This is a genomic window from Streptomyces odontomachi (assembly GCF_024435355.1).
Taxonomy (GTDB): domain Bacteria; phylum Actinomycetota; class Actinomycetes; order Streptomycetales; family Streptomycetaceae; genus Streptomyces; species Streptomyces odontomachi.
The window spans coordinates 258,500-282,060 of record NZ_JAMJWG010000015.1; the positions used below are offsets into that span (position 1 = coordinate 258,500).

The 23,561-nt window shown below is 73.3% G+C and carries 15 protein-coding genes; 7 read left to right on the forward strand and 8 right to left on the reverse strand.

Going from position 1 to position 23,561, the window contains the following annotated elements; genetic code table 11:
* Positions 1 to 365 precede the first annotated feature (365 nt).
* The 3 genes from NQO67_RS28455 to NQO67_RS28465 all read right to left on the reverse strand — a co-directional run bounded on the left by NQO67_RS28455 (position 366) and on the right by NQO67_RS28465 (position 3,787).
* Positions 366 to 2,090, reverse strand: coding sequence for a sensor histidine kinase (locus tag NQO67_RS28455; protein ID WP_255953141.1), 1,725 nt, complete (start codon positions 2,088 to 2,090; stop codon positions 366 to 368).
* 240 nt (positions 2,091 to 2,330) lie between these two features.
* Entirely contained in the window at positions 2,331 to 2,735 is a 405-nt protein-coding gene (locus NQO67_RS28460; RefSeq protein WP_255953142.1) for an ArsR/SmtB family transcription factor, read from the reverse strand.
* A 92-nt stretch (positions 2,736 to 2,827) separates the two neighbouring features.
* Positions 2,828 to 3,787, reverse strand: coding sequence for a 2-hydroxy-3-oxopropionate reductase (locus NQO67_RS28465; RefSeq protein ID WP_255953143.1), 960 nt, complete (start codon positions 3,785 to 3,787; stop codon positions 2,828 to 2,830).
* Between the two features lie 555 nt (positions 3,788 to 4,342).
* On the opposite strand from NQO67_RS28465, the gene helR reads away from it, so the two are divergent.
* Entirely contained in the window at positions 4,343 to 6,523 is a 2,181-nt protein-coding gene (gene helR, locus NQO67_RS28470; protein ID WP_255953144.1) for an RNA polymerase recycling motor ATPase HelR, read from the forward strand.
* 301 nt (positions 6,524 to 6,824) lie between these two features.
* Here the strand turns inward: helR and NQO67_RS28475 are convergent, their stop codons facing one another.
* From NQO67_RS28475 to NQO67_RS28485, 3 genes are all read right to left on the reverse strand, one after another.
* Positions 6,825 to 8,276 carry an MFS transporter gene (locus NQO67_RS28475; RefSeq protein WP_255953145.1) on the reverse strand — a complete coding sequence of 484 codons (1,452 nt, stop codon included), beginning with the start codon at positions 8,274 to 8,276 and terminating at the stop codon, positions 6,825 to 6,827.
* Between the two features lie 65 nt (positions 8,277 to 8,341).
* Positions 8,342 to 9,814, reverse strand: a complete 1,473-nt coding sequence (tcuA, locus tag NQO67_RS28480; RefSeq protein WP_255953146.1) for an FAD-dependent tricarballylate dehydrogenase TcuA — start codon at positions 9,812 to 9,814, stop codon at positions 8,342 to 8,344.
* A gap of 132 nt (positions 9,815 to 9,946) precedes the next feature.
* Positions 9,947 to 11,101 (reverse strand): PrpF domain-containing protein, encoded by a 1,155-nt coding sequence (locus NQO67_RS28485; RefSeq protein WP_255953147.1) that lies wholly within the window; start codon positions 11,099 to 11,101, stop codon positions 9,947 to 9,949.
* 212 nt (positions 11,102 to 11,313) lie between these two features.
* Here NQO67_RS28485 and NQO67_RS28490 point away from each other — a divergent pair, with 212 nt between their 5' ends.
* From NQO67_RS28490 to NQO67_RS28500, 3 genes are all read left to right on the forward strand, one after another.
* Complete coding sequence (locus NQO67_RS28490; RefSeq protein WP_255953148.1) at positions 11,314 to 12,240, forward strand: LysR family transcriptional regulator; 927 nt, start codon at positions 11,314 to 11,316, stop codon at positions 12,238 to 12,240.
* 236 nt (positions 12,241 to 12,476) lie between these two features.
* Positions 12,477 to 13,343: an SGNH/GDSL hydrolase family protein gene (locus NQO67_RS28495; protein ID WP_374119179.1), complete on the forward strand. Its 867-nt coding sequence runs from the start codon at positions 12,477 to 12,479 to the stop codon at positions 13,341 to 13,343.
* 143 nt (positions 13,344 to 13,486) lie between these two features.
* Positions 13,487 to 14,704 carry a carbohydrate-binding protein gene (locus NQO67_RS28500; RefSeq protein ID WP_255953149.1) on the forward strand — a complete coding sequence of 406 codons (1,218 nt, stop codon included), beginning with the start codon at positions 13,487 to 13,489 and terminating at the stop codon, positions 14,702 to 14,704.
* A gap of 158 nt (positions 14,705 to 14,862) precedes the next feature.
* Here NQO67_RS28500 and NQO67_RS28505 read toward each other — a convergent pair whose 3' ends face one another.
* Positions 14,863 to 15,708, reverse strand: coding sequence for a polysaccharide deacetylase family protein (locus NQO67_RS28505; RefSeq protein WP_255953150.1), 846 nt, complete (start codon positions 15,706 to 15,708; stop codon positions 14,863 to 14,865).
* 96 nt (positions 15,709 to 15,804) lie between these two features.
* Here NQO67_RS28505 and NQO67_RS28510 point away from each other — a divergent pair, with 96 nt between their 5' ends.
* Complete coding sequence (locus tag NQO67_RS28510; RefSeq protein ID WP_255953151.1) at positions 15,805 to 16,119, forward strand: NIPSNAP family protein; 315 nt, start codon at positions 15,805 to 15,807, stop codon at positions 16,117 to 16,119.
* A 72-nt stretch (positions 16,120 to 16,191) separates the two neighbouring features.
* The gene (locus NQO67_RS28515; RefSeq protein WP_255953152.1) at positions 16,192 to 17,658 is read left to right on the forward strand and encodes a hypothetical protein; all 1,467 of its coding nucleotides are present in this window, start codon (positions 16,192 to 16,194) and stop codon (positions 17,656 to 17,658) included.
* 246 nt (positions 17,659 to 17,904) lie between these two features.
* Here the strand turns inward: NQO67_RS28515 and NQO67_RS28520 are convergent, their stop codons facing one another.
* Complete coding sequence (locus tag NQO67_RS28520) at positions 17,905 to 21,276, reverse strand: AfsR/SARP family transcriptional regulator (RefSeq protein WP_255953153.1); 3,372 nt, start codon at positions 21,274 to 21,276, stop codon at positions 17,905 to 17,907.
* 326 nt (positions 21,277 to 21,602) lie between these two features.
* Between NQO67_RS28520 and NQO67_RS28525 the strand changes: the two genes are divergently transcribed.
* Positions 21,603 to 23,345, forward strand: a complete 1,743-nt coding sequence (locus NQO67_RS28525; protein WP_255953154.1) for a glycoside hydrolase domain-containing protein — start codon at positions 21,603 to 21,605, stop codon at positions 23,343 to 23,345.
* Positions 23,346 to 23,561 lie beyond the last annotated feature (216 nt).

The following is a 23,561-nucleotide window of genomic DNA, read 5'->3' on the forward strand; positions in this document are numbered from 1 at the left end:
ACCGGGGCGCAGCCGCGTACGAGGCGGAAGGGGGCGTGGGGGATGTGCGCGCGCAGGACCGCCGCAGGACGCACGGTGCGCTGACGGTCCAGGGCAATCGCGCCGGCCGAGCACGTACATCCCCCACGACCCCGACCCACGTCGAGACACGAGGCGCCCCAGCAGCCCTCACACTTCGGCCGAAGCACAGGAAGCCGTGGCAGTACGGATTCGAGGGCGCGCAGGCGCCTCACAAGGGGCGCGGGGCAGTGTCGATATGCGGCTCCGCCGCGCGGGCGCGCCCAGCCGCAACGAAACCGTCAGGTCGCCCCCGTGCCCAACGGGGCACCCCCAACCGCGAGTGGCGCCGTCGCGGGCGCCGTCCGTCAGTCGGGCGGAAGCGGTACCTCCCACGTCAGTGTGGTTCCGCCGCCCCGGGGCGCCGTCAGGCTCAGCGAGCCGCCGAGCTGGTCGGCCCGTTCCGCCAGGTTCCGCAGGCCGCTGCGGTGCACCCCGGGCGGGATGCCGACGCCGTCGTCGGTCACCGTCAGGGCGACCACGGCACCGTCCGTCCGCACGGACACCTCGGCCCGCTCGGCCCGGGCGTGCCGGGCGACGTTGCTCAGGGCCTCCGACAGCACCGCCATCACCTGGTCGGCGACGGCGCCGGGCACCCGGGTGTCCAGCAGGCCCTCCATCCGCACCGCGGGGGCGAACCCCAGCACCCCCGCCGCCTCGCCCACCTCGTGCACCACCCGGCTGCGCAGCCCCCGCCCGCCCGGTCCGCCGGACTCGTCGTGGTTGCGCAGGCCGAAGATGGTGGAACGGATGATCTTGATGGTCTCGTCGAGGTCCTTGATGGCGCCTTCGACCCGCTCGGCGCCCTCCGGGCGCTCGATGAAGCGTGTCGCGCTCTGGAGCGTCATCCCCGTCGCGAACAACCGCTGGATCGCCAGGTCGTGCAGGTCCCTGGCGATCCGGTCGCGGTCCTTGAGCAACGCGATCTGCTCCGTGTCGCTGCGCCGGTCGGCCAGCTCCATCGCCACCGCCGCCTGCCCGGCGAAGGCGAGCAGCAGCTCGGTCTCCTTCGTGGAGAAGACCGTCTCGCCCGCCGGACGCGCCAGCAGTACCACCCCGCGGATGCCCGCACCGCTGCCGATCGGCACCGCCACCGCGGGACCGAGCCCGGCGAAGCGCGCCGGACCCGCCGTCGCCCGGACGTCCTCGGCGACGTTCGCGCTGACCACCGGGGCACCGGACGTGAACGCCGCGCCCATGAAGGTGCCGCGCACCGGCAGCACCAGGCCGTGGTGCTCCCGCGTCCGGTCGCCGATCGCCAGCTCCACCGCCAGCGTCTCGTGGTCGCTCGTCGGCACGGCGACGACGGCCAGCGAGGCGACCATGATCTCCCGGGCTCGTTCGGCGATCAGCCCGAGCGCGTTCTCGCGCGGGCTGCCGGACAGCAGGGCGTAGGTGATCTCCGCGTTCGCCTGCAACCACCGCTGGCGGCGTTGCGACTCCTCGTAGAGCCGGGCGTTGTCGATGGCCACCCCGGCGGCGACGGCGAGGGTGGACAGCACGGATTCGTCCTCCTCGTCGAAGAGCGCACCGCCGCGCTTCTCGGTGAGATAGAGATTGCCGAAGACCTCGTCACGGACCCGGATGGGAACTCCGAGAAAGGTGTTCATGGGCGGATGGTGCGCGGGGAAACCATACGACGACGGGTGCTCGGAAATCTTCGGCAGACGCAGCGGCCGTGGATTCCGGATCAGCTCACCGAGGATTCCGTGCCCCTCCGGATAGTGACCGATCGCCGCGATGTCCGCCTCGCTCACGCCCGCGGTCAGAAAGTCCGAGAGCCGTTTCCCGTCCGGCGCGATCACGCCGAGGGCGGCGTAGCGCGCGTCGACGAGCACGGCCGCCTCCTGCGTGATGCGCCGCAGCACCTGCCGCAGGTCAAGCTCGCGCCCGACGGACAGCACCGCCTCCAGCAGCCGGTGCACCCGGTCCCGGGTGCCGCGGGCCGCGTCAAGACGGGCCTGCAACTCGTCCAGCAGCTCATCGAGACGCAGCTGCGGCAGCGGTACGGGAATGCCCTCCGAGCTCTCCACGGCTGATTCCCCTGATTCCTCACGGGCCGGCGGTGATTTTCGCTGCGGGGCGTATGGCCGACGGATTCCGGAACGCTTTCCACGCTACCCGCAGGGCGCTGTGCGGTCCTGTTCGGCCGGATCTGGCCGGCGGCGAGAGGTGTGTGGCATGAGGCGGCTCGGGGTGGTTCCATGGAAAGTGACGGGAAGAGCCCGGAAACCGACGCGGAGAAGCGGACGCATAACCCGCGCACCGCGCAATCAGGACCCGCGAGAAGTGGGTGGGACTCTTCCCGCCTCCGCGGCTCCGAGCAGCCGGCCGAGCGCGGCGAGCGCCGCCGGCTCGGCGCGGTAGTAGACCCAGGTGCCGCGCCGCTCGGAGCTGAGCAGCCCGGCCTCCTTGAGCTTCTTCAGGTGGTGGGAGACGGTCGGCTGGGAGACGCCGACGTCGGAGATGTTGCACACGCACGCCTCACCGCCGTCGTACGCCGCGATCAGGGAGAACAGCCGCAGCCGCACCGGATCGCCGAGCGCCTTGAACATCCGCGCGACCGTCTCGGCCTCCGCGCCGGTCATGGGCCGCTCGGTCAGCGGCGGGCAGCACGGCAGCCCCGTGGCCGCGGGCACGACGGGCGCCACGCGCATCGGCGGCCTCGTTTTCGACATACGTCTATGTTGACATGCTTCGATGCAGCGAGGGCGACGCGACGAGGGGCGGCCTGACGAGGGACGACGCGGCGGGGTGACCGTGGCGTGCCCTACGGCTGCCGCCGTCCCGAGAACGTCTCCACCAGCGTCACCAGCGCGGAGTGGTCCAAATGCCCCTCGCCGCGGGCGTTGAGGGCGGCGATCAGCTGGGCGACCAGCGCGGTCAGCGGCAGCACCAGCCGTGCGTCGCGGGCGGCGGACTGCACGATGCCCAGGTCCTTGTGGTGCAGTTCGGCGCGGAAACCGGGCTGGAAGTTCCGCTCCCGCATCGCCGCGCCCTTGCGGGCGAGGATGGTGCTGCCCGCGAGGCCACCGCCGATGACCTCCAGCGCGGAGGCGGTGTCCACCTCGTGCGCCTCGAGGAACACCAGGGCCTCGGCGAGCATTTGGAGGTTCCCGGCGGTGATCAGCTGGTTGGCGGCCTTGACGGTCTGGCCGCTGCCGGCCGGGCCGACGTGCACGATGGTCGTGCCCAGCGCGGCGAGCACCGGCCGCACCGCGGCGAAGTCCTCGGGCGTCCCGCCGACCATCACCGACAGCACCCCCTCCTTGGCGCCCGCCTCGCCCCCGCTGACCGGCGCGTCGAGCACGGGGATGCCGCGCTCGGCACCGGCCTCGGCGAGGCGGCGGGCCACGTCCGGGCGGATCGTGGACATGTCGATCACCCGGGTGCCGGGACGTGCCTGGGCGAGGACGCCGTCGGCGCCGAGGACGACGGACTCCACGTCCGGCGAGTCCGGCAGCATGGTGAAGACGATCTCGGCTTCCCGAACCGCGTCCGCCACGCCGGCCGCCGCCTCACCGCCCGCCGCGACGAGCCGGTCCACAGCGGGCCTGCTGCGGTTGAACCCGATGACCCGGTGGCCGTGCCGGACCAGGTTGGCGGCCATGGGGCCACCCATCACGCCGAGCCCTATGAAGGCCACGGTGCGCGGGGTGGCGGAGCCGGGGACGGCAGCGGAGTCGGCGGCGGTGGCTTCGGGGGCGGTGGGCTCCGGGGCGGTGCTCATGGGGTCGGACTCCTGACTCCCGGGGGACCGGGGAGTGACGGACGCGGCAGGCCCAGGGTAGGCACCCGGGGCCAGGCGAGACCGTCGAGCTGCAACCGGGGAGGGCACGGAGCAAGGGGAGGGCCCGGAACGACTGGAAGAGAGAAGAGAATCGCGCGAGTCAGATCTGCGAGTCAGGTCCGTAGGTCAGGTCCGTAGGTCAGATCTGCGAGTCAGGTCCGTAGGTCAGGTCCGTAGGTCAGATCCGCGAGTCAGGTCCGTAGGTCAGGTCCGTAGGTCAGATCCGCGAGTCAGATACGCGCGTCAGATACGCGCGTCAGATCCGTAGGTCAGATGCACGCATCAGATACACGCATCACATACGTGCATCAGAAATACGAAGGGAAACCGCGTCCGACAGGACACGCGAAAGAAAAAGACGGGAGAGGTGCCTGACAGCCCTCGTCTCCCGCCAGTAAAAATCTATAGCACACAGGGGGGCTTGCGGCAAGGCCCCCGTTATGTCGCAGAATCGCTGGCCCATGCCAGCCGCTGCGTAAACGGGAGTTTGCCGAAGTGCGTGTGACCACCAACGCGTTTGACCTTTCCGATCATCTGGCTCCCAAGGCGGACCCGGCGCTGATCGCCGCCGACGAGCGGCATTTCGCGGCCATCGCGGAAAGCCTGGAGCAAACGATCGCCGAACTGTCCGAGCGTCTCGACGCCGTGCTGAAGTCGCCGGGCGGCATCGGGCGGCAGGCGATGGACCGGGACGTGGAGGTGCACCGGCTGACCGGCCGGCTGCGCGCCCTGCGTCGCTTCGGTCTCGACCTGTGCCTCGGGCACATCGTCAGCACGGACGACCCGCAGCCCGTGTACATCGGGCGCCTCGGCCTGACCGACAGCACGGGGCGCCGGCTGCTGCTCGACTGGCGTTCCCCCGCGGCCGAGCCGTTCTTCGCGGCGACGCACGCCCAGCCGATGGGGTTGGCAAGCCGCCGCAGATACCGCTGGACCGGTGGGCGGATCAGTGACTACTGGGACGAGGTGTTCACCGCCGACGGTCTGGAGGGCCATGCCGCGCTCGACGACCAGTCCGCCTTCATCGCCAGCCTGGGCGGCAGCCGGTCGGCGCGGATGCGTGACGTGCTCGCCACCATCCAGGCCGACCAGGACACCGTCATCCGGGCCGGCTCCCGTGGCGCGCTGGTCGTCGACGGCGGCCCGGGTACCGGGAAGACCGTCGTCGCCCTGCACCGCAGCGCCTACCTGCTCTACTCCGACCCCCGCCTCGGCGGTCACCGGCGGGGCGGCGTGCTGTTCGTCGGGCCGCACCAGCCCTACCTGGACTACGTCGCCGACGTACTGCCCAGCCTCGGGGAGGAGGGCGTGCAGACCTGCACCCTGCGGGACCTCGTCCCCGAGGGAGCCGGGGCCGCGGTCGAGGCCGACCCGGAGGCGGCCCGCCTGAAGTCGTCCGCGGACATGGTGAAAGCGATCGAGGCGGCGGTGAGGTTCTACGAGGAGCCGCCCGCCGAGGGCATGACGGTCACCACGCACTGGTCGGACGTCTGGCTGAGCGCCGACGACTGGACCCAGGCGTTCGAGGCGCCGGAGCCCGGTACTCCGCACAACGAGGCGCGCGAGCAGATCTGGGCGGAGCTGGCCGCCATCGTGCTGGACAAGCTCGACGGTCTCGGCGCGGAGGTCTCGCCCGAGCTGCTGGGCAGGTCGTTGCGGCACGACGAGGAGCTGGTCACCACCCTCAACCGGGCCTGGCCCCTGATCGGGGCGGCCGACCTCGTCGGGGACCTGTGGTCGGTGCCCGCCTACCTGCGGATGTGCGCGCCCTGGCTCAGCGCCGACGAGGTGCGCAGGCTGCGGCGCAAGGCGGCGCCGCAGGCCTGGACGGTGTCCGACCTGCCGCTGCTGGACGCCGCTCGGCAGCGGCTCGGCGACCCGGAGGCGGCCCGCCGCATGCGCCGGCAGGCGGGCATCCTCGCGGCCCAGCAGGAGCAGATGACGCATGTCGTCGACAACCTGATCGAGGCCGCGCGGGACTCCGGCGCCGACGGTGACGACGGCGAGGGCCTGGTGAGGATGTTGCGGGGGCAGGACGCCCAGGTCAGCCTGGTCAACGAGGCCGAACTGCCCGACGCCGACCGGGACCGGCTCGCCGGCCCGTTCGCGCACGTCGTCGTCGACGAGGCCCAGGAGCTGACCGACGCGGAGTGGCAGATGCTGCTGCTCCGCTGCCCGTCCCGGAGCTTCACCATCGTCGGCGACCGCGCCCAGGCCAGGCACGGGTTCACCGAGTCATGGCAGGAACGGCTCGAACGCGTCGGACTCGATCGGATCACCGTGGCCTCCCTGAGCATCAACTACCGGACGCCGGAGGAGGTCATGGCGGCAGCCGAGCCGGTCATCCGCGCGGTGCTCCCGGACGCCAACGTGCCGACGTCGATCCGCGGTAGCGGCGTCCCCGTCGGCCACGGATCCGTCGCGGACCTGGCAGCGATCCTCGACACCTGGCTGTCCGCACACGACGACGGGATCGCCTGCGTCATCGGCGATCCCGACTTCCGGGCGACCCCCCGGGTGCGCTCCCTGACCCCGCAGCTGGCCAAGGGCCTCGAATTCGACCTCGTCGTCCTCGTCGACCCGGAGGACTTCGGGGAAGGCGTCGAAGGGGCGGTCGACCGTTATGTGGCCATGACCCGAGCGACCCAGCAGCTCGTCGTCCTCACGAGCTGCTGAGTCGGTTGGGCTGGGCGCATGAGGCGCGCCCCAGCTCCCCTGCCGGTCGCGCCGGAGGCACCTGAAAAGGGGCGCGGGGAACTGCGCGATCAGCCCCCACCGGCCGGTGGTCCGGATGCGACAGAAACAGCCCCTTCGGGTCGGTGGCGAACTGCAAGGTCGCGTCGTGGCTGGTCGCGCCCACGCGGCGGAGCCGCACAATGTCACAGCCCCGCGCCCCTTCGTGCGTGCCCCCGGCCGGCGGCCGACCGCTCAGCCGGGCTCCCGGGTTGGTGCGCACCCCCGGCCGGAGGCCCGGCGCCTAGCCGGCCTCCCGGGCCCGCGCCGCCGCGGCCGCGGGCACATCCGCGGGCACGTCCGCGGAGGGGGCGGCGCCGGAGCCGACAGGGGCACCGCCCGGCTCGGGCACCGTACGCTCCAGCTGCTCCAGACGGTGCTTTCCGGTGCGTGGACCGAAGACGCCGACGGCGAGCGCGACGATCGTCCAGCACGCGGCGATCCAGACGAACACCGGCTTGTAGCCGTAGCCGTCGTAGATGCCGGCGATGATCAGCGGGCCGACGATGTTGCTGAGCCGGCCCAGACCGTAGACCAGGCCGTTGCCGGAGTTGCGCAGCTCGGTGGGGTACAGCTCGGGCGTGTACGCGTACAGCAGCGCCGCGAAGGTCTGGATGAGGGCGTTGACGCAGAAGCCGAACACCACGATCGCCACGTAGTTGAACGTCAGCCCGTACGCCAGGCCGCACACCGCCACCCCGATCGAGACGATCACGATCGGTGCCTTGCGGCCGAACCGGTCCGAGATCGGCCAGGCCAGCAGGGCGCCGGGCACCGCGCCCAGCGTGGTGAGCGCCGAGAACATGAGGCTGTGCTCGAGGTCGAAGCCGTGGTCGGCGAGGAGGGTGGGGACCCAGGCCACGAAGCCGTAGAAGCCCAGGGTCTGGAAGATCCACGCGACCGCGAGCAGCAGGGTGCGGCGGCCGAGCCCGCCGCGCAGCAGGGCGCGGTAGCCGGCCCTGGCGGCGGGGGCACCGCCGTCGGCCTCGGTGGCGGCGGGTTCCGGCAGGGTGCCGCCGGCCGCCTCGATGCCCGTCTCGATGCGCCTCAGCACCGCCTCGGCGCGTTCCGCGTCGCCGTGCCGCATGGACCAGCGGGGGCTCTCCGGCAGCCGCGCGATCAGCGGCAGCGCCAGCGCGCCCACCGCGCCGAAGACGAACACGAACCGCCAGCTGTCCGTGGACAGCGGGATCACCCCGCGCGCGGTGAACGACATCACGGGGATGCCGAGCAGACCGATCGCCATCACGCCGGCCTGCATCCGCCCGCGGTGCGCGGCGGGCATCACCTCGGAGATGTAGGTCGTGGCGGCCACCGTCATGGCGGACAGCCCGAGCCCGGTCAGCAGCCGCGCGGCGGCCAGCGTAGGAACGCTGGACGCGACCGCGTTGAGCAGCGAGAACAGGGAGAAGAAGGCCACCGACAGCAGCAGCGCACGGCGCCGCCCGACCCGGTCGGCGAACCGTCCGCCGCCCACCGCCCCGAGGAACATCCCCAGGAACGACGCCGAGGTGACGAAGGCGATGTCGTCGACGCTCAGCCCCACGTGTTCCTTCAGCGCGGGGGCCACGTAGGCGAAGGTGTTCAGATCGCCGAACTCGAAGACGAAGGCGACGGCCAGCGCGTAGAGCACCGTGCGGTGGAACCGGCCGATCGGGAGCCTGTCGAGCCGTGCGGCGAGTTGTGCAGCGCTCATGGTGCGTCCTCCTTGACGAAGATGAGCGTTCTCCTTTTGCGGGGTGTGCTCCTCGCGAGGGGCCGTCAGCGGGAACCACCGGCCGCCGAGCGCCCGGCCCGGCGGCCGAAGACGGAACCGGCGGTGAGTCCCGAACCGCCGGGATAGTTGAACCAGAACAGGCCGCCGACCAGCTCACCGGCCGCGTACAGGCCCGGCAGCGGGCTCCCGCCGGTGTCCAGCACCCGCGCCTCGCGGTCGATGTGCAGCCCACCGAAGGTGAACGTGACCCCGCAGGTCACCGGGAAGGCCGCGTACGGCGGGGTGTCCAGGGCGCGTGCCCAGTTGGACTTGGGCGGGGTGAGCCCTTCCGTGCGGCAGCCGTCCTTCACGGTCGGGTCGAAGTCGCCGCCCGGGGCGATCGCGGCGTTGAACCGCCCGACGGTCTCCACCAGCCGGCCCTCGTCCAGGCCCAGCTGCTTGGCCAGACCCTCCAGGGTGTCCGACTCGACCTTGGTGACGCCTTCGGAGGCGTACTCCTCGGGGCGCAGCAGCGGCGCCGACCGGGCGTCGAAGATCTGGTAGGCGATGCCGCCGGGCTGCCGCAGGATCTCGGCGCCGTACTTGGCGTAGGTGTAGTTGCGGTAGTCGGCGCCCTCGTCGACGAAGCGGCGGCCCTCGGAGTTGACCACGATGCCGAACGGGTAGCCGCCCCGGGTGAGCTGGTTGGTCAGCTCCCGGTCGCCGGTGGGCCGGGCCCCGCTGTCCCAGGCCACCGAGTGGCAGCCGCTCCAGTGGCCGTACGGCCGTGCACCCGCCGCCAGGGCCATGCGCAGGCCGTCGCCGGTGTTGTGCGGCGTGCCGCGCACCAGGGCGAGGTCCCAGCCGGGGCCCAGGTAGGCGGCCCGCATCTGCGCATTGGCCTCGAAGCCGCCGCTGGTCAGCACGGTGCCGCCGGCTTCGATGCGGGAACCGTCGGCGAGCACCACGCCGCCCACCGCGCCGCCGTCCACGATCAGGTCCGTGACCGGGCTGTCGAACCGGACCTCGATGCCGGCCCGCTCGGCAGCGGCCAGGTGCTGCTCGATCATGCCCTTGCCGCCGCCGACGACGCCGACCGCGAGACCGCCCCAGAAGCGGTACCGCCCGTCGACCTCGTAGGCCTGCCGGTGGAACATCAGCTCGAAGCGGAGCCCCAGCTCCCGCAGCCAGGTCATCGTCTCGCGTGACTCTTCGGTCAGCAGCTCGGCCAGCTCCCGGTCGGTACGGCCCCGGGTCACCCGGACCAGGTCGTCCAGGAAGTCCTGAGCCGGGTACGGGCCGAGGTCGACGCGTCCGGCGCGGTCCGCGGGCAGCGGCTCGACCAGCGTGAGCAGGTCGTCGAGGCCGCCGTGGCCGGTGCGCATGGCCCCCGCGGTGAAGTACGAGTTGCCGCCGGCCCAGGCCCGGGGGGCCTTCTCCAGCAGCAGCACCCGTGCACCGCCCTGGCGGGCGGACTGTGCCGCGCTGAAGCCGGCGTTTCCCGCGCCGACGACGATGACGTCCCACTTCTCGGTCATGGAGGGTGTGCTTCTTTCTGGTGGTGCGGGTGGATCGGGTGGATCGGGTGGATCTGGTGATCCAGGGTCTTTCAGGTGGTCCACGGTGATTCAAGTCGGTATGGGGAGTTCATGGCGGTGCGGGCGGCCCGGTCAGGCGGGCGCGTGCACGGGCGTCGTGGCGGCGGCCTGCGCCTGCCGTGTCCCCAGCGGTACGTAGAGCTCCGCGACCGCGATCCGGCGGGCCGCCCGGGGCATGGTGACCGCGCGCACGGCGCCGGAGCCGTCGTCCTCACGCTGCACCGTGACCACCCCGACCGGCGTGCCGAGCCGCAGGGTGGCCGACTGCCCGGGACGGGGAACGCGGGGGAGCGCCCGTGCCACCACACCGCCGGGCACCCCGGCGGCGGCGGCGATGGCGACGGCCGAGGTCAGACCGATCGACGGGTGCGGCGCATGCATCGACACCATACGCACGGCGAGGTCGTACGCGTCCTTGCGGACCAGGGTGCCTTCGGTGGTGCGGTAGTCGGCGGGCGGGCCGACCAGGCCCACCTTCGGCACCGCATGGCTGACCGGGTCGCTCTCCTTGGCCAGCCCCATGGCGAGCGCTGCGGCCCGGCGCAGCCCGGTCAGCTGGGGCAGCAGCGTGGCGATCGACGCGATGGCGCTCCAGCCGACCGCAGCGGCGTCGATCAGCGCGGCGGGCGCACCGGCGTCCACCAGCGTGGCCGGGACCCGGCTGCCGCCGGACTCCACGGTGTCCACCGGGTTGCCGGTGGGCAGCAGCAGGCCGGTGGTGGTGCCGGCCGGTGCCACGTACGTCAGGTCCACCGGGACCCCGCCGATGTGCACCCCCGGCACCGTCGCCGCCCCCGACTCGGGGACCCGGCCTCCGGGGGTGGCGACCGTGGTGGTCAGCCGGGCGCCGGTGTTGATGTTCCGCATCCGGACGGTGGTGCGGTCGCCGTGCGGCGCGACCATGCCGGTCTGCACCGCGTACAGGCCGATCGCGGTGGCGCAGTTTCCGCAGTCGCTGCCCCACTCGACGCTGTCCGCGCCGATGCCGACCTGGGCGAAGGCGTACGCGACGTCCGTGTCGTGGTCCGTGGCCCGATGGATGATCGTGGCCTTCGACGTGGTGGACGTCGCACCGCCCACGCCGTCGATCTGCCGCGGGTCGGCCGCCCCGAAGGCCGCCGTCAGCACCGCGTCGAGTGGCGCCCCGGCCGCCGCGACGTCCTCCGCCGTGAACAGCCAGCACTTGCTCGTGCCGCCGCGCATCCAGGTACCGCGCAGTGTCAGCATGCTCGCCCTTCCTCCCGGCCGGTTACGTGCGGACGCCGGAATGGCAGGATCCGGTAGCCGGTGAGACGACGATGCGCCACATGGACCCATCAGTACAATCGGCAATATCTGAAGGGCCTTTTAGTTCTGCTTAAGCCTCTGCCCGGGTCGCCTGGCCCGAGCTGCTGCCGAGGGCTCTGCTGAGGCCTCCGCCGAGGAGATCGGGAAGGGCGATGACGTTCGACGTACGGCGCATGCTGCTGCTGGCCGAGGTGGCGCGACGGGGCTCCCTGACCGCCGCCGCCGACGCCCTCAGCTACACGCCTTCCGCGGTGTCCCAGCAGATCAGCCGCCTGGAGGCGGAGACCGGCCAGCCGCTGCTGGCCCGGCACGCCCGCGGGGTCACGCTCACCGAGGCAGGGCGCGCCCTGGTCGAGCACGCCGAGCGCATCGACCGGCAGCTGCGCGCCGCCCGCCGCTCCCTGGACGACATCGCCGGCCTGCGCGGCGGCACCCTGCGCATGGGCACCTTCCCCACCATCGCCGCGTCCCTGCTCCCGCATGTGGTGCGGGCCTTCCGGGCCGAGCACCCGCACATCGAGCTGACCGTGCAGAGCGCGCGCAACGCGGGTCTGATGGAGCTGCTGGAGAGCCATGAGATCGAGCTGTCCCTCATGTGGGACTACCCGTGGCGCCGGCTGGACGACTCCGTGCTCGCCGTGACGCACCTGCTGGACGACCAGACCGCGCTGGTGGTCGCCGCCCACCACCCGCTCGCCGGGCGCCGGCACGTCTCCTTCGAGGAGCTGGCCGAGGAGCACTGGATCGTCCGGGCCGACCACCCGGTCGCCGAGCTGCTCGACCGCAGCTGCCACGCCGCCGGTTTCGAGCCGCGCATCGCCTACCGCGCCCACGACTACCAGGAGGCGCAGGCCATGGCCGCCGTCGGCCTCGGTATCGCGCTCGCCCCCCGGCTCGCACTGGCCACCCTGCGCGATGACGTGGTCACCGTCGGCCTGGGCCCCACGGCCCCGGCCCGCCGCATCCTGCTGACCCGGCTCCGGGAGTCCCGGCCGACACCGTCCGCCGAGGTGATCAGCGCACTGTTCGTGCAGGTGGCGGAGGGGACGCGGCGGGAGGCGGCCGGCCTGGAGAGGTAGCACCTTCGGCGCCGCTCGAGCCGCCCGGAGACGGCTGAGGGCGATGCGCCGCGCAGGCGTTCCGGATGCGACGCTGCGTTGCGGAACTCTGACGGGGTGTCACGTCACCGTTCCTGCGCAAACCGTTGCTCTGCAATCTACTTATAAGTAACTTCAGGCCGGCGCTGCCGCGTTGCCGCGCTGCTGCCCTGGGTGTCCGCCCGGGTGGCCCGCGTTCGGCTTCGAAGGAGATGCAGATGTCGATGCGTGCTCTCACCGCGGGTCTGGCCGCCGCGATCGTCACCGCCGCCGGTCTGGCCGCCGCCCCGGCGGTGCAGGCCGCCGATTCCCTGGAGTACGTGGCCCTCGGGGACAGCTACAGCGCGGGCTCCGGCGTCCTGCCCCTCGATCCGACGGCATCGCTCCTGTGCGCGCGCTCCACGGCGGACTACCCGCATGTGCTCGCCACCCGTACCGGCGCGCACCTCACCGACGTGACCTGCGGCGGCGCCGAGACCAAGGACTTCGGTGAGGCGCAGTACCCGGGCGTCGCGCCGCAACTCGACGCGCTCGGCGCCGACACCGACCTGGTGACGCTGACCATCGGCGGCAACGACAGCGGCACCTTCGTCGACGCGCTGCTGGCCTGCGCCTCGGCCGGCATCGTCACCGCCGGGCAGGGCCACCCGTGCAAGAGCCTGTACGGCAGCTCCTTCACCGACACGGTCGACACCAGTACGTACCCCGCGGTGAAGTCCGCCCTCCAGGCCGTCCACGCCAAGGCGCCGAACGCCCGCGTCGCCGCCCTCGGCTACCCCTGGATCCTGCCGCCCACCGCCGACCCCGGCTGCTTCCTCAAGATGCCGATCGCCTCCGGTGACGTGCCGTACCTGCGTGACCTCCAGACCCATCTGAACGACGCCGTCCGGCGCGCCGCCGAGGAGACCGGTTCCGGCTACGTCGACTTCTCGAGCGCGTCCGAGGGGCACGACGGATGCCAGGCGAGCGGCACCCGCTGGATCGAACCCGTACTGACCGGCACCAACTTCGTCCCGGTCCACCCGAACGCGCTCGGCGAGACCAGGATGGCCGAGCAGGCCATCGGGACGCTCGGCCTGGGCTGAGGGTTTCGGGCGTCGAGCCGTCGGGTCGTCGGGCCGTCGGGCCGTCGGGCCAAGGAATCGCAATGGTCTAGTCCAGACTCTTGACTTGGTCTAGACATGGCCGGATGCTGATGCCCCCTTACACCCCTCCGGGAGGCCTCGACATGAGACGCCTTCGTGCCCTCCTCTGCGGTATCGGCACCGCCGCGCTGGCCACCGCCGGGCTCACCGGCCTGGCCGCCACGCAGGCGACCGGCGCGCAGGCCGCGGCGGACCAGCTCGCCAACCGCTGGTACGCCGCGGCGCCGTATCTGATGCCGCTCGACAACGATCCGCCCGACGCCACCGCCATCATGGACGCCACCGGCCTCAAGGCGTTCCAGCTCGCCTTCATCCTCGCGCCCGGCGGCGGCGGGTGCACCCCGACCTGGGACGGCACCGCACCCGTCGCCGGCGACACCGCAGTGGCCGGGGTGATCGACGCCATCCGCGCCAAGGGCGGTGACGTCTCCATCTCCATCGGCGGCTACAACGGCACCAAGCTCGGCCAGGCGTGCGGCACCCCCGAGGCCACCGCCGCGGCCTACCAGCAGGTCATCACCAAGTACGGGCTGCACGCCATCGACTTCGACCTGGAGGAGCCGGAGTACGAGAACACCGCGGCGATCCACAACGAGATCGGCGCCGCCAAGATCCTCCAGCAGAACAACTCAGGCCTGTACGTCTCCGTCACCACGGCGGGCACGTCGGCGGGCACCGGCTGGTTCGGCCAGCAGATGCTGAACGAGGCCAAGGCGCAGGGCTTCACGCCGAACAACTTCTCCATCATGCCGTTCGACGGCGGCTTCAACGACGCCTCCGCGCAGACCGCTGCGCTCACCGCCTTCAACGGCCTGCTCCAGACCACCTTCGGCTGGAGCCAGGCCACCGCCTACGCGCACGAGGGCTTCTCGGGCATGAACGGCCGCAGCGACACCGGCGAGATGTTCCCGCAGAGCGCGTTCCGCACGGTGCTCGACTACGCCACCTCGCACGGCATGGACCGGTTCACGTTCTGGTCGCTCAACCGGGACCGCCAGTGCAACCCGCCCGACAACGGCGGCCGCACCTCGGGCACGTGCAGCAGCGTGACGCAGAACTCCTGGGACTTCGCCAAGTTCTCCGTGGAGTTCGCCGGCGCCACCCCGCCCACCGATCCGCCCACCGACCCGCCCGGCAGCGGCACCTGCACCGCCGCGGCGTGGGACAGCACCGTCGCGTACACCGGCGGCCAGGAGGTCACCTACCAGGGGCACCTCTGGAAGGCCAAGTGGTGGTCGCAGGGCGAGGCGCCGGGCAGTACCGGCGAGTGGGGTGCCTGGCAGGACGAGGGCCCCTGCTGACGTCCGTGGCCCGCTCGTCGTGCAGCCGTGGTCCGCTGCGGGGCTGAGCCCCGTCCGAGCGGCCCGGCCGCCGCACGACACGGCCGCCGTCACCCGGGACCGGGGGGATCCGGGGGCGGCGGCCGTTGCTCGCGCGTACCGTGCGGCCACCGCGGGCCTCAGCCCATCAGCTCCGACGCCGTCACCGCACGCAGGCCCCGCACGCGCAGGCCGTCCAGGATCCCGGGCAGCGCGGCCCGGGTCCCGGCGTGGCCGAAGTGCAGGCTGACCACCGAGCCGGCCCGTGCCCGGTCGAGGACCGCGCCGCGCACCGCGTCGGCGCCCGGGTCCTCGAAGTCATGGGAGTCGACGTCGTAGGACAGCACGTGCGGATAGCCGGCGCGCTCGGCCAGCCGGGTCACCAGGTCCGTGGCGAGGCGGGTCTGCGACGGCCGGAACCAGCCGCCGATGCCTCCGGTCAGCCGGCGCAGCCGGTCGGCGCACTCGGTGATCTCCGCGTACGCCTGGTCCTCGGGCAGTGCGCAGACGGCGCGGTGCCGCATGGTGTGGTTGCCCAGTTCATGACCGCCGTCCAGGACCCGCCGGGCCATCTCCGGGTACGCGTCGAGCCAGGTCCCGACGGCGAGGACGGTGAGCCGTGCGCCGGCGCGTTCGGCCTCGGACAGGATCGCGCCGGCGAGCTTCGGATCGCCCTGGCCATGGAAGGTGAGGGCCACCGCGTGCCCGTCACGCGGCCCGTGCTCGATCTGGGTGGGGCGCCCCGGGTAGCGTCGCGGCACCTCGGGGCGCCCCGGCTGCCGCCCGGCGGAGGCGGCGGGCGTGCCGGGAGCGGAGCCCCGACCGGCCGGGGACGTCGCCGCCGAGGCGAGCGGTTCGGCGGGGGAGGCGGGCGCGCCGTGGCCGCAACCGGCGCAGCACGCCGCACCGGCCACCGCACCGCCCGCCGCACGGGTCACGGCGCCGCCCGCGGACCGCAGGACGTCACGTCGGGAGAGGGAACTCACCTGATCATTAGACACCTTTCCACCGTCTTGCGGGTGTTTGCGCGCCCGCGCCCCGTGCGTGTCCGAAGGGCGGTCACGTCGCCTACGGTGGAGTGCGTGATCACCTGTGTCGTCCACTACGTCATCGACCCGTCGAAGACGGAGGCGTTCGAGCGCTTCGGCCGGCGCTGGATGGAGCTGGTGGCGCGGGAGGGCGGCGTGCACCACGGCTACTTCCTGCCTGCCGAGGGGGCCAGCGACGCCGCCATGGCGCTGTTCAGCTTCCCCAGCCTCGCGGCGTACGAGCGCTACCGGTCCCTGTTCGGCAAGGACCCCGCGTTCATCGAGGCGGACCGGATCCGCGACGAGAGCGGCTGCGTGCTGCGCTACGAGCGCACGTTCATGCGCCCGCTGCTGCCGGACGGGGACTGACGCCGGCCCTCGGACGGGTGGGGACCCGCGGTCGACCGCCGCGCCGTGCACGCCCCCTGGCATAGTGCCCGCATGCTCCGACGGATACGGCTCACCAGACGCCCGGCCGCCCTGGCGACATCTCTCGCCGCCGTGCTCGCCATGGCTTCGGTGCCCGCGGCGGCGGCCGGCTCCGGCGAGGTCGAGCTGCGTCCGCAGGCCCCGGCGACGTTCCGGATGTACCACGCGGACGAGGGTGCGAAGGCCACGAACAGCGACTTCGTCATACCCGTCGCGGTCAGGCGGAGCAACGGCGGCCCGGCCCGCAACGTCAAGGTCGTCGTGGACACCTCGGGGCTGGCGGGCGTCGCCCGTGCGGAGCCGGGGGGTTACGGGAACTGCACCGCCAAGGGACCGGTGTTCACCTGCACGTACGGCAATGTGCAGAACGGCGACGGGGAGTCCAACGCCCCCTTCACGCTGCACGGCATGGACGGCGTCGAGCCGGGCGACAGCGGGACGGTGACGTACACCGTCACGGCGGACAACGCGGCACCGGTGCACGGCACCACCCGCATGACGGTGGGCGGGCCCACGCTGCAATCGCCCGCGGCGGAGAAGGCGGTGAAAGGGGTGGAGCCGGGCAGGTCCGAGTCGTTGACCCCCAGGTTCGCCAACCACAGCCGGTTCGCCACCGAGCACGGCGTCGTCCTGCACATCACCGCGCAGGACGGTCTGCTGCTGACGTCGCGCCCCGGCAACTGCGCGTTCGACGCCACGTTCACCTCGGCGTGGTGCACGTTCGCGACGCAGGCCGCACCGGGCACCGCGTACCGCACCAGCGCCCCGATCCGCTACACGGCGGCGCCCGGGAAGCTGACGGGCACCCTGTCCTACAGCTGGTCGTCCGACCCGCAGGAGCCCGACGGCCGCACCGTGCGCGGCAAGGGCGCCCCGCTGACCCTGACCAGGACCACCGACCGCGGCCTCACCGGCATCAACGGCAACATCAGCGTCGAGACGACCGTGCAGGTCGACTACGCGCCGGTGACGGCGACCGTGCGGGGCCGGGTCGGCGACACGGTGCACGTACGGCTCGGGGTGCGCGACCACGGGCCCGGCCGGCCCGAAGCCTCCGAGGCGATGGGCGGCTTCGAGGTGGTCCCACCGGAGGGGACCACCGTCACCTCGATCCCGTACACCTTCGAGGAAGACGGCGGCCCATGGGCGTGCAAGCGGCCCAAGAAGGCCGGCGGGGCGTTCGTCTGCGACATCGGCTACGACGACTTCTACGAGGTGCGGCACGAAGGGGGCACGACCGTCATCGACTTCCACATCCGCATCGACCGGCAGGTCCCCGGCGCGCAGGGCACCATCCGCACCTACAACCCCTTCGACCGCACCCCCGGCAACGACACCGCCGTCATCCCCCTCGACGCATCACCCGCCCCGGCCTACCGGAAGCCCGTCTGGTGGGTCGCCGGAGCCGCGGGCGTCGTGGCGGCGGTGGTCGTGGTGGCCCTGTACCGGCGTCGGCGGCGCGTCACGGAGGAGCGGTAGACGCAGCCCGCGTGAGCCGGCACCGCCACGACTCCGTCGGCCCGGCCGGCGGCAGCGCGGCGGATCACCTCCGGCTCCCACCCGCGACCGTTCCAACCGCGACAGCGGCTGCCGCGTGGTGGCGGACGCGGACCCCTGAGGGCCGGAGGCAGCCTGGGCCGGCGTCCTATCGGCGGCGGGCGGTCGGTGAGGAGAGAGGAGTCGGCCGCGAGCAGTGAGGGGGCCCGGCCGGCGGCAGTCCTCGGCTCAGCCCGGATGGCGGCTCAACGGAGCCCCGGCGGGGCGGGCCGGGGTGGTGAGCGCCGGAAGGCGGGCCGCCAGCGCGTCCGGCAGCGACAGATGGCCGCCGAGCTGGCGACCGGCGACCGTGACCGGGTGCAGGTCGCCGGGCAGGCCCAGCGCGCCGCGCAGCGCCCTCGCCTCGGCCCGTGCCCGTGTCGCGACGGCCGAGTCGGCGCCGCTGATCGCGGTGTGCACCTGCGCCAGCAGGTCCAGGGTGCGCGAGGTCCAGTAGGGCGTGCCGAGCCGGCGCCAGATGGCCAGCGACGAGCGGACCGCCTCCAGGGCCAGCGCGAACCGTCCCGCGTGCAGGTGCAGATCGGCCAGGGCGCGCAGCGTCAACGCCTCGCCGAACCGTTCGCCGAAGCGGCGGTAGGCCGCCAGGCACTCCTCCAGCATCTGCTTGGCGCGCAACGCGTCCCCCGACACGTCGACGATGTGGCCGAGCCACTGCTGGGCGTGCACCGCGCCGACCTGGTCGCCCTGCGCGAGCGCCATCCGCTCGGCGAGCTCCATGCGCTGCGCCGCCTGCGGCAGCCGGCCGGCGGCGAGTTCGGCAAGGCCCAGCACGCGGTGCACCGCGTACTCGCTGTTGCGGTGCGGGGCGCGGCGGTAGACCTCCAGGGCGTGCCGCAGCTCCCGCAGCGCGGTACCCGGCTCACCGCGTTCGAGGTGCACGCTGGCCAGCGCCGAGCGCGCATACACCTCGGCCCGGGTGTTCCCGGACTCCTGGGCCCCGATGACCCCGCGGCGCAGGCAGGCCACGGCCTCGCCGTACCGGCCGCGCAACCGCAGCAGGACACCCAGGCCGATGCCGATCACCGCCTCCAGCACCTCGGCGGCATCCGGGTGCCCCGCCGGCTCGGCGGTGCGGAAAGGGTTCTCCCCGCGGTGTTCCGCGCACCTCTGCAACGCCTGCTCGAACGAGGCACCCGCATCGGCGTACCGATCCTGCACGGTGCCCAACTCGCCGAGGTTGCGGTGCATCACCGCCTCACCGAGCCGGTCGCCGGCCGCACCGGCCGCCCCGAGCGCGATCCGGTGGGTGTGCCGCCAGTCGTCGAAGTGCCCGCCGATCTCGAAATAGGGGGCGAGCGCCGCGGCCAGCCGCCAGGCCATGCCGGGCTCACCGAGGCCCGCGGCCTGCCGCACCAGCGCGCACACCGTGGTGCGCTCCGCGTCCAGCCAGTTGGACGGGGCGGCGTGCAGCCGCGCGACGAGCGTGGCCGGCGGTCGCCAGGCCGGCACGGGCACCGGATCGGGCAGCGGCCCCAGGAACCCCGCGTCCAGCTCCGCGTCCGCCCGCCGGACCAGGTCGAGATAGGCGCCGCAGAGCCGGACCAGCGCGGCCCGGCGCTCGTCCGCCGGCTCCTGCGCGTCGGCCTGCTCGCAGCCGTACAGCCGGACCAGGTCGTGCAGCCGGAAGCGGGGCTCGCCGGTGGCGTCCACGGAGTCGACCTCCAGCAGGTGGTGGTCGACCAGGGTGTCCATCACCCGGTCGCCGGCGCCCTGCGGGCAGTCCAGCAGTACCCCGGCCACCCAGCCCGGCACGGTCGGCGCCGCCACCGTGGCGAGCAGCCGGAACGCCCGCTGCTCACGGGCGTCCAGCGCCTCGTAGCTGAGCGAGACGCTGGCCCTGACCTCCAGGTCGCCGGCGACCAGCTCGTCGAGCCGGTGCCGCTCGTCGACGAGGGCCGCGGCCAGCCGGCTCGCGGACAGGTGCGGGCGGGTGGCGAGCCGGGCGCCGAGGATGCGCAGCGCCAGCGGGAGATTGCCGCAGAGCCGGATGATGCGGTGCGCGCACGCCGGATCGCGGCGGGTCCGGTCGTCGCCGGTGGCGCGCGCGAGCAGCTCCAGCGCCTCGCCGTCGGGCAGCACATCGAGCCCCACGCGGTGCGCCCCCTCGATGCCGGCGAGCGCGCTGCGGCTGCTGACCAGGACCGCGCTGCCGCCCGCACCGGGCAGCAGCGGCCGGATCTGCCGCTCGCACGTGGCGTTGTCGAGCACCACCAGCATGCGGCGCTCGGCGAGTTCGGCGCGGTAGCGGCGGGCCCGTTCCTCGACGCTGTCGGGGATCTGGGCGCCCGTCAGGCCCAGCTCCCGCAGCAGCGACGCCAGCACCTCGGCGGGCTCGGCCGACCGGCCACCGCCGGCCCGCAGATCCGCGTAGAGCTGGCCGTGCGGGAACGCGGGGCGCAGCAGGTGCGCCACATGGACCGTGAACGCGCTCTTGCCGACCCCCGCCTTCCCGGTCACGGCGACGGTGCGGGTCGTCGGGGACCCCGCGCCGCCCGCGTCCCCGTCCGCCGCCCCGGCGCCGTGGGCGGCCGGTGCGCCCGGGCCGCCGAGGAGGGCGAGGACCTTGACCACCTGTGCACGGCGGCCGGTGAAGTCGGGTACAGCGGTGGGCAGATGGCACGGGGCGGCGGGCGGTGCGCCGGGTGCCGCGGCGGAGGGCGTGGCGTCGGACGGGGCGCCGGTGCCGGCCGGGGAGACGCCGGTGCCGAGCGGGGCGAGCACCAGGCCACCGGCCGTGGCACCGGCGGACGCGGCCGCACCGACCGGGCCGGCGGGGGCGGGCCCGGCCGCGGCGGCGTCGGTCAGCTCGGCGTCGTCGAGGATCAGACGGTGCAGCCGGCGCAGCTCGCCGCCCGGTTCGACGCCGAGTTCGTCGGCCAGCGCGCGGCGTGCCGTGGCGTACGCGTGGAGCGCGTCCGAGCGGCGCCCCGACCGGTGCAGCGCCGTCATCAGCATCACCCACAGGGGCTCGCGCAGTGGCTGCTCCGCGAGTAACGGGCGCAGGTCGGCCGCCAGTTCCGGGTGCCGCCCGCAGGCCAGCTTGGCACGCGAGAGGTCCTCCCAGGCGACCAGCCGGCGCTCGTCGAGCCGATCGGCCTCCGCCAGCACGGCCGGCGTCGTCGGCACCCCGGCCAGGGCCCGGCCGCGCCACAGCGCCAGCGCCTCGGTCAGCGACTCGACCGCCGCGTCAGGCCGGTGGTCGGCCAGCGCCGTGCGGCCGGCGTCCGCGAGACGGCTGAAGCGGTCGGCGTCGACGTCACCCGGCTCCGTCACCAGCTCGTACCCGCCGGGCCCACTGTGCAGGTGGTGCGCCGACGTGCCCAGCGCGCGGCGCAGCCGGTGCACGTAGACCTGGAGCGACTTGGCGGCGGACGGCGGCACGCGCTCGCCCCACAGCTCCGTGATGAGGCTGTCCGCGGACACCAGACGGTCGGCGTGGATGATCAGAAAGGCCAGCAGCGAACGCCACTTGGCGGCGCTCACGCGGGTCCAGGCCTGCCCGTCCCAGACGTCCAGCGAGCCAAGGATCCGGTAGCGCATCTATCGCTCCCTCGACGAGCGGCCCCCGTTCACCCGACCGGTTGCACCGCACGTTACTGGGGCGTCACGGCTTGCGGTAGGTGCATCGGGCGCCGGTCCGGGCGGATCGAGGTGCCGCGGGGTGACCGAAAAGGGCGCCCTTTGACGCACCGCCGGCCGGCCCACCCCCTGGGAGGTGCGCAACCGTCACGCAACCGGCGCGCTACGCGCATCACGTACTGATGGGGCCAGTGCGGCCGGAAGGGCCGATGAGAAGCCGGTGTTCACGACGGCGTTCGACCAGCGGCCGACGGCGAGCACGGCGCACGGGAAGGGGGAAGAACTCCATGCCACTGCGACGCAGATGGGCGTCCCTGGTGGGCGGCGTGATCACCACGGGCGCCCTGATCGGCGGCTCCGCCACGGCCACCGCGGCACCGTCACCCGACACCACCCGCACGGTCACCTACCACGGCTACCAGGTCCGGGTGCCCGCCGACTGGAAGGTCGTCGACCTCACCCGGCACCCCGACGCCTGCGTGCGCTTCGACACCCCCGCCGTCTACCTGGGCCACCCCGGGGCCACCCCCGACTGCCCGTCCGGCCTCGTCGGCCGCACCGCCGGCCTGGTGATCGAGCCCATCGACGGCCGGTCGGCGCCGCACGTGACCGCGGACGTGGCCAAGGCCCCCGAGGGCTCCGCCGCCGCCCCGACCGGGGTCGTCTCGCGGGACGGCACCATGCAGGTCGCCGTCGAGGACGCGGGCGTCCTGGTCACCGCCGAGGTCATGCCCGACACCGAGGCGTCGGTGCGCGGCATCCTGCACTCCGCGACGCTGCGGCCCGGCGGCACGCCCACCGCGCTGCCCGAGCCCGCCGCCACCCGCGCGCCGGCCCTGTCCGCCAATCCGGTGCAGCCGGGCGACTACACCGGCAAGGGCTTCGACGCGTGCGCCGCCCCGTCCCAGTCGACCATGACCGCCTGGGGCGCCTCGCCATACCGGGCGATCGGCGTCTACATCAGCGGCAGCTTCCGCGGCTGCTCGCAGCCGAACCTCACCGCGACCTGGGTGTCCACCCAGGTGTCCAAGGGCTGGCACCTGATCCCCATCGAGGTCGGCCGCCAGGCGCCGTGCTCCAGCCTCTCGTACAAGATGTCCTCCGACCCGGCCACCGCCCGCAGCCAGGGCTCGGACGCCGCCGCGAACTCCGCGTCCGTCGCCGCATCGCTGGGCATACCGGCGGGCAGCGTGCTCTACAACGACATCGAGGGCTACTCCAGCACCGCCAGCTGCCGGGCCGCCGTGCTGTCCTTCCTCACCGGCTGGACGGAGCAACTGCACGCGCACGGCTACCTGTCGGGCGTCTACTCCAGCGCCGGATCCGGCATCAAGGACTTCGCGAACGCCTACAACGACACCTCTTACACGCGGGTCGACCACATCTGGTTCGCCTGGTGGAACGACGCGGCCGACGTCGACACCGGCTCGTACGCGTCGGCCAGCGTCTGGGCCTCCCACCAGCGCATCCACCAGTACCACGGCCCGGTGACCGAGACCTACGGCGGCGCGAGCGTCAACATCGACCGCGACTACGCCGACGTCGCCGCCGGCACCCCGCCACCGCCGGACGCCTGCGCCGTCGCGGACCTGAACTTCACGTCGTACTCGAAGCTGTCGTCGGGCTCGACCGGCGCTCAGGTCACGGCCGCCCAGTGCCTGCTGAAGACCGCCGGGCACGCCACCGGCAGCGGCGACCCGAGCGGCACGTTCGACGACGCGACGGTGGCGGCCACCAAGGCGTTCCAGCAGGAGCACGGCCTGACCGCCGACGGCGCCGTGGACTCCCACACCTGGACCGCGCTGCTGTCGTACGGCTCCACGCCGACGCTCCAGAACGGTTCGACCGGGAGCGCCGTCAGCCGCCTCCAGCGTGCCCTCATCGCGGCGCTGTCCACGTCCCTGGACATCGACGGCCAGTTCGGGCCGGCGACCACGTCGGCCGTGAAGAGTTACCAGTCCTCGCGCGGCCTGGACTCCGACGGGATCGTCGGGCCCGCGTCCTGGGCGGCGCTCCAGGCCGGCAAGTAGCCCTTGCCGTCTCTCCGGTAGCCCCCCCGGGGGCGCTGCCCCCTCAGCCCCCCCGGACCGGCACCCGGCCCCTTCCGCCCGCCCGGCGCCCGCCCTCCCACCGCGGACGCCGGGCGGCCGCCTTTGTCGGCCTTGACGGCCTCGTCCTCAATTGCCGGACGGGCTTTGATGTGCGCGGCGTGTGCCGGTGCGCGTTGCCGAGTGCGGGTGGGCCTG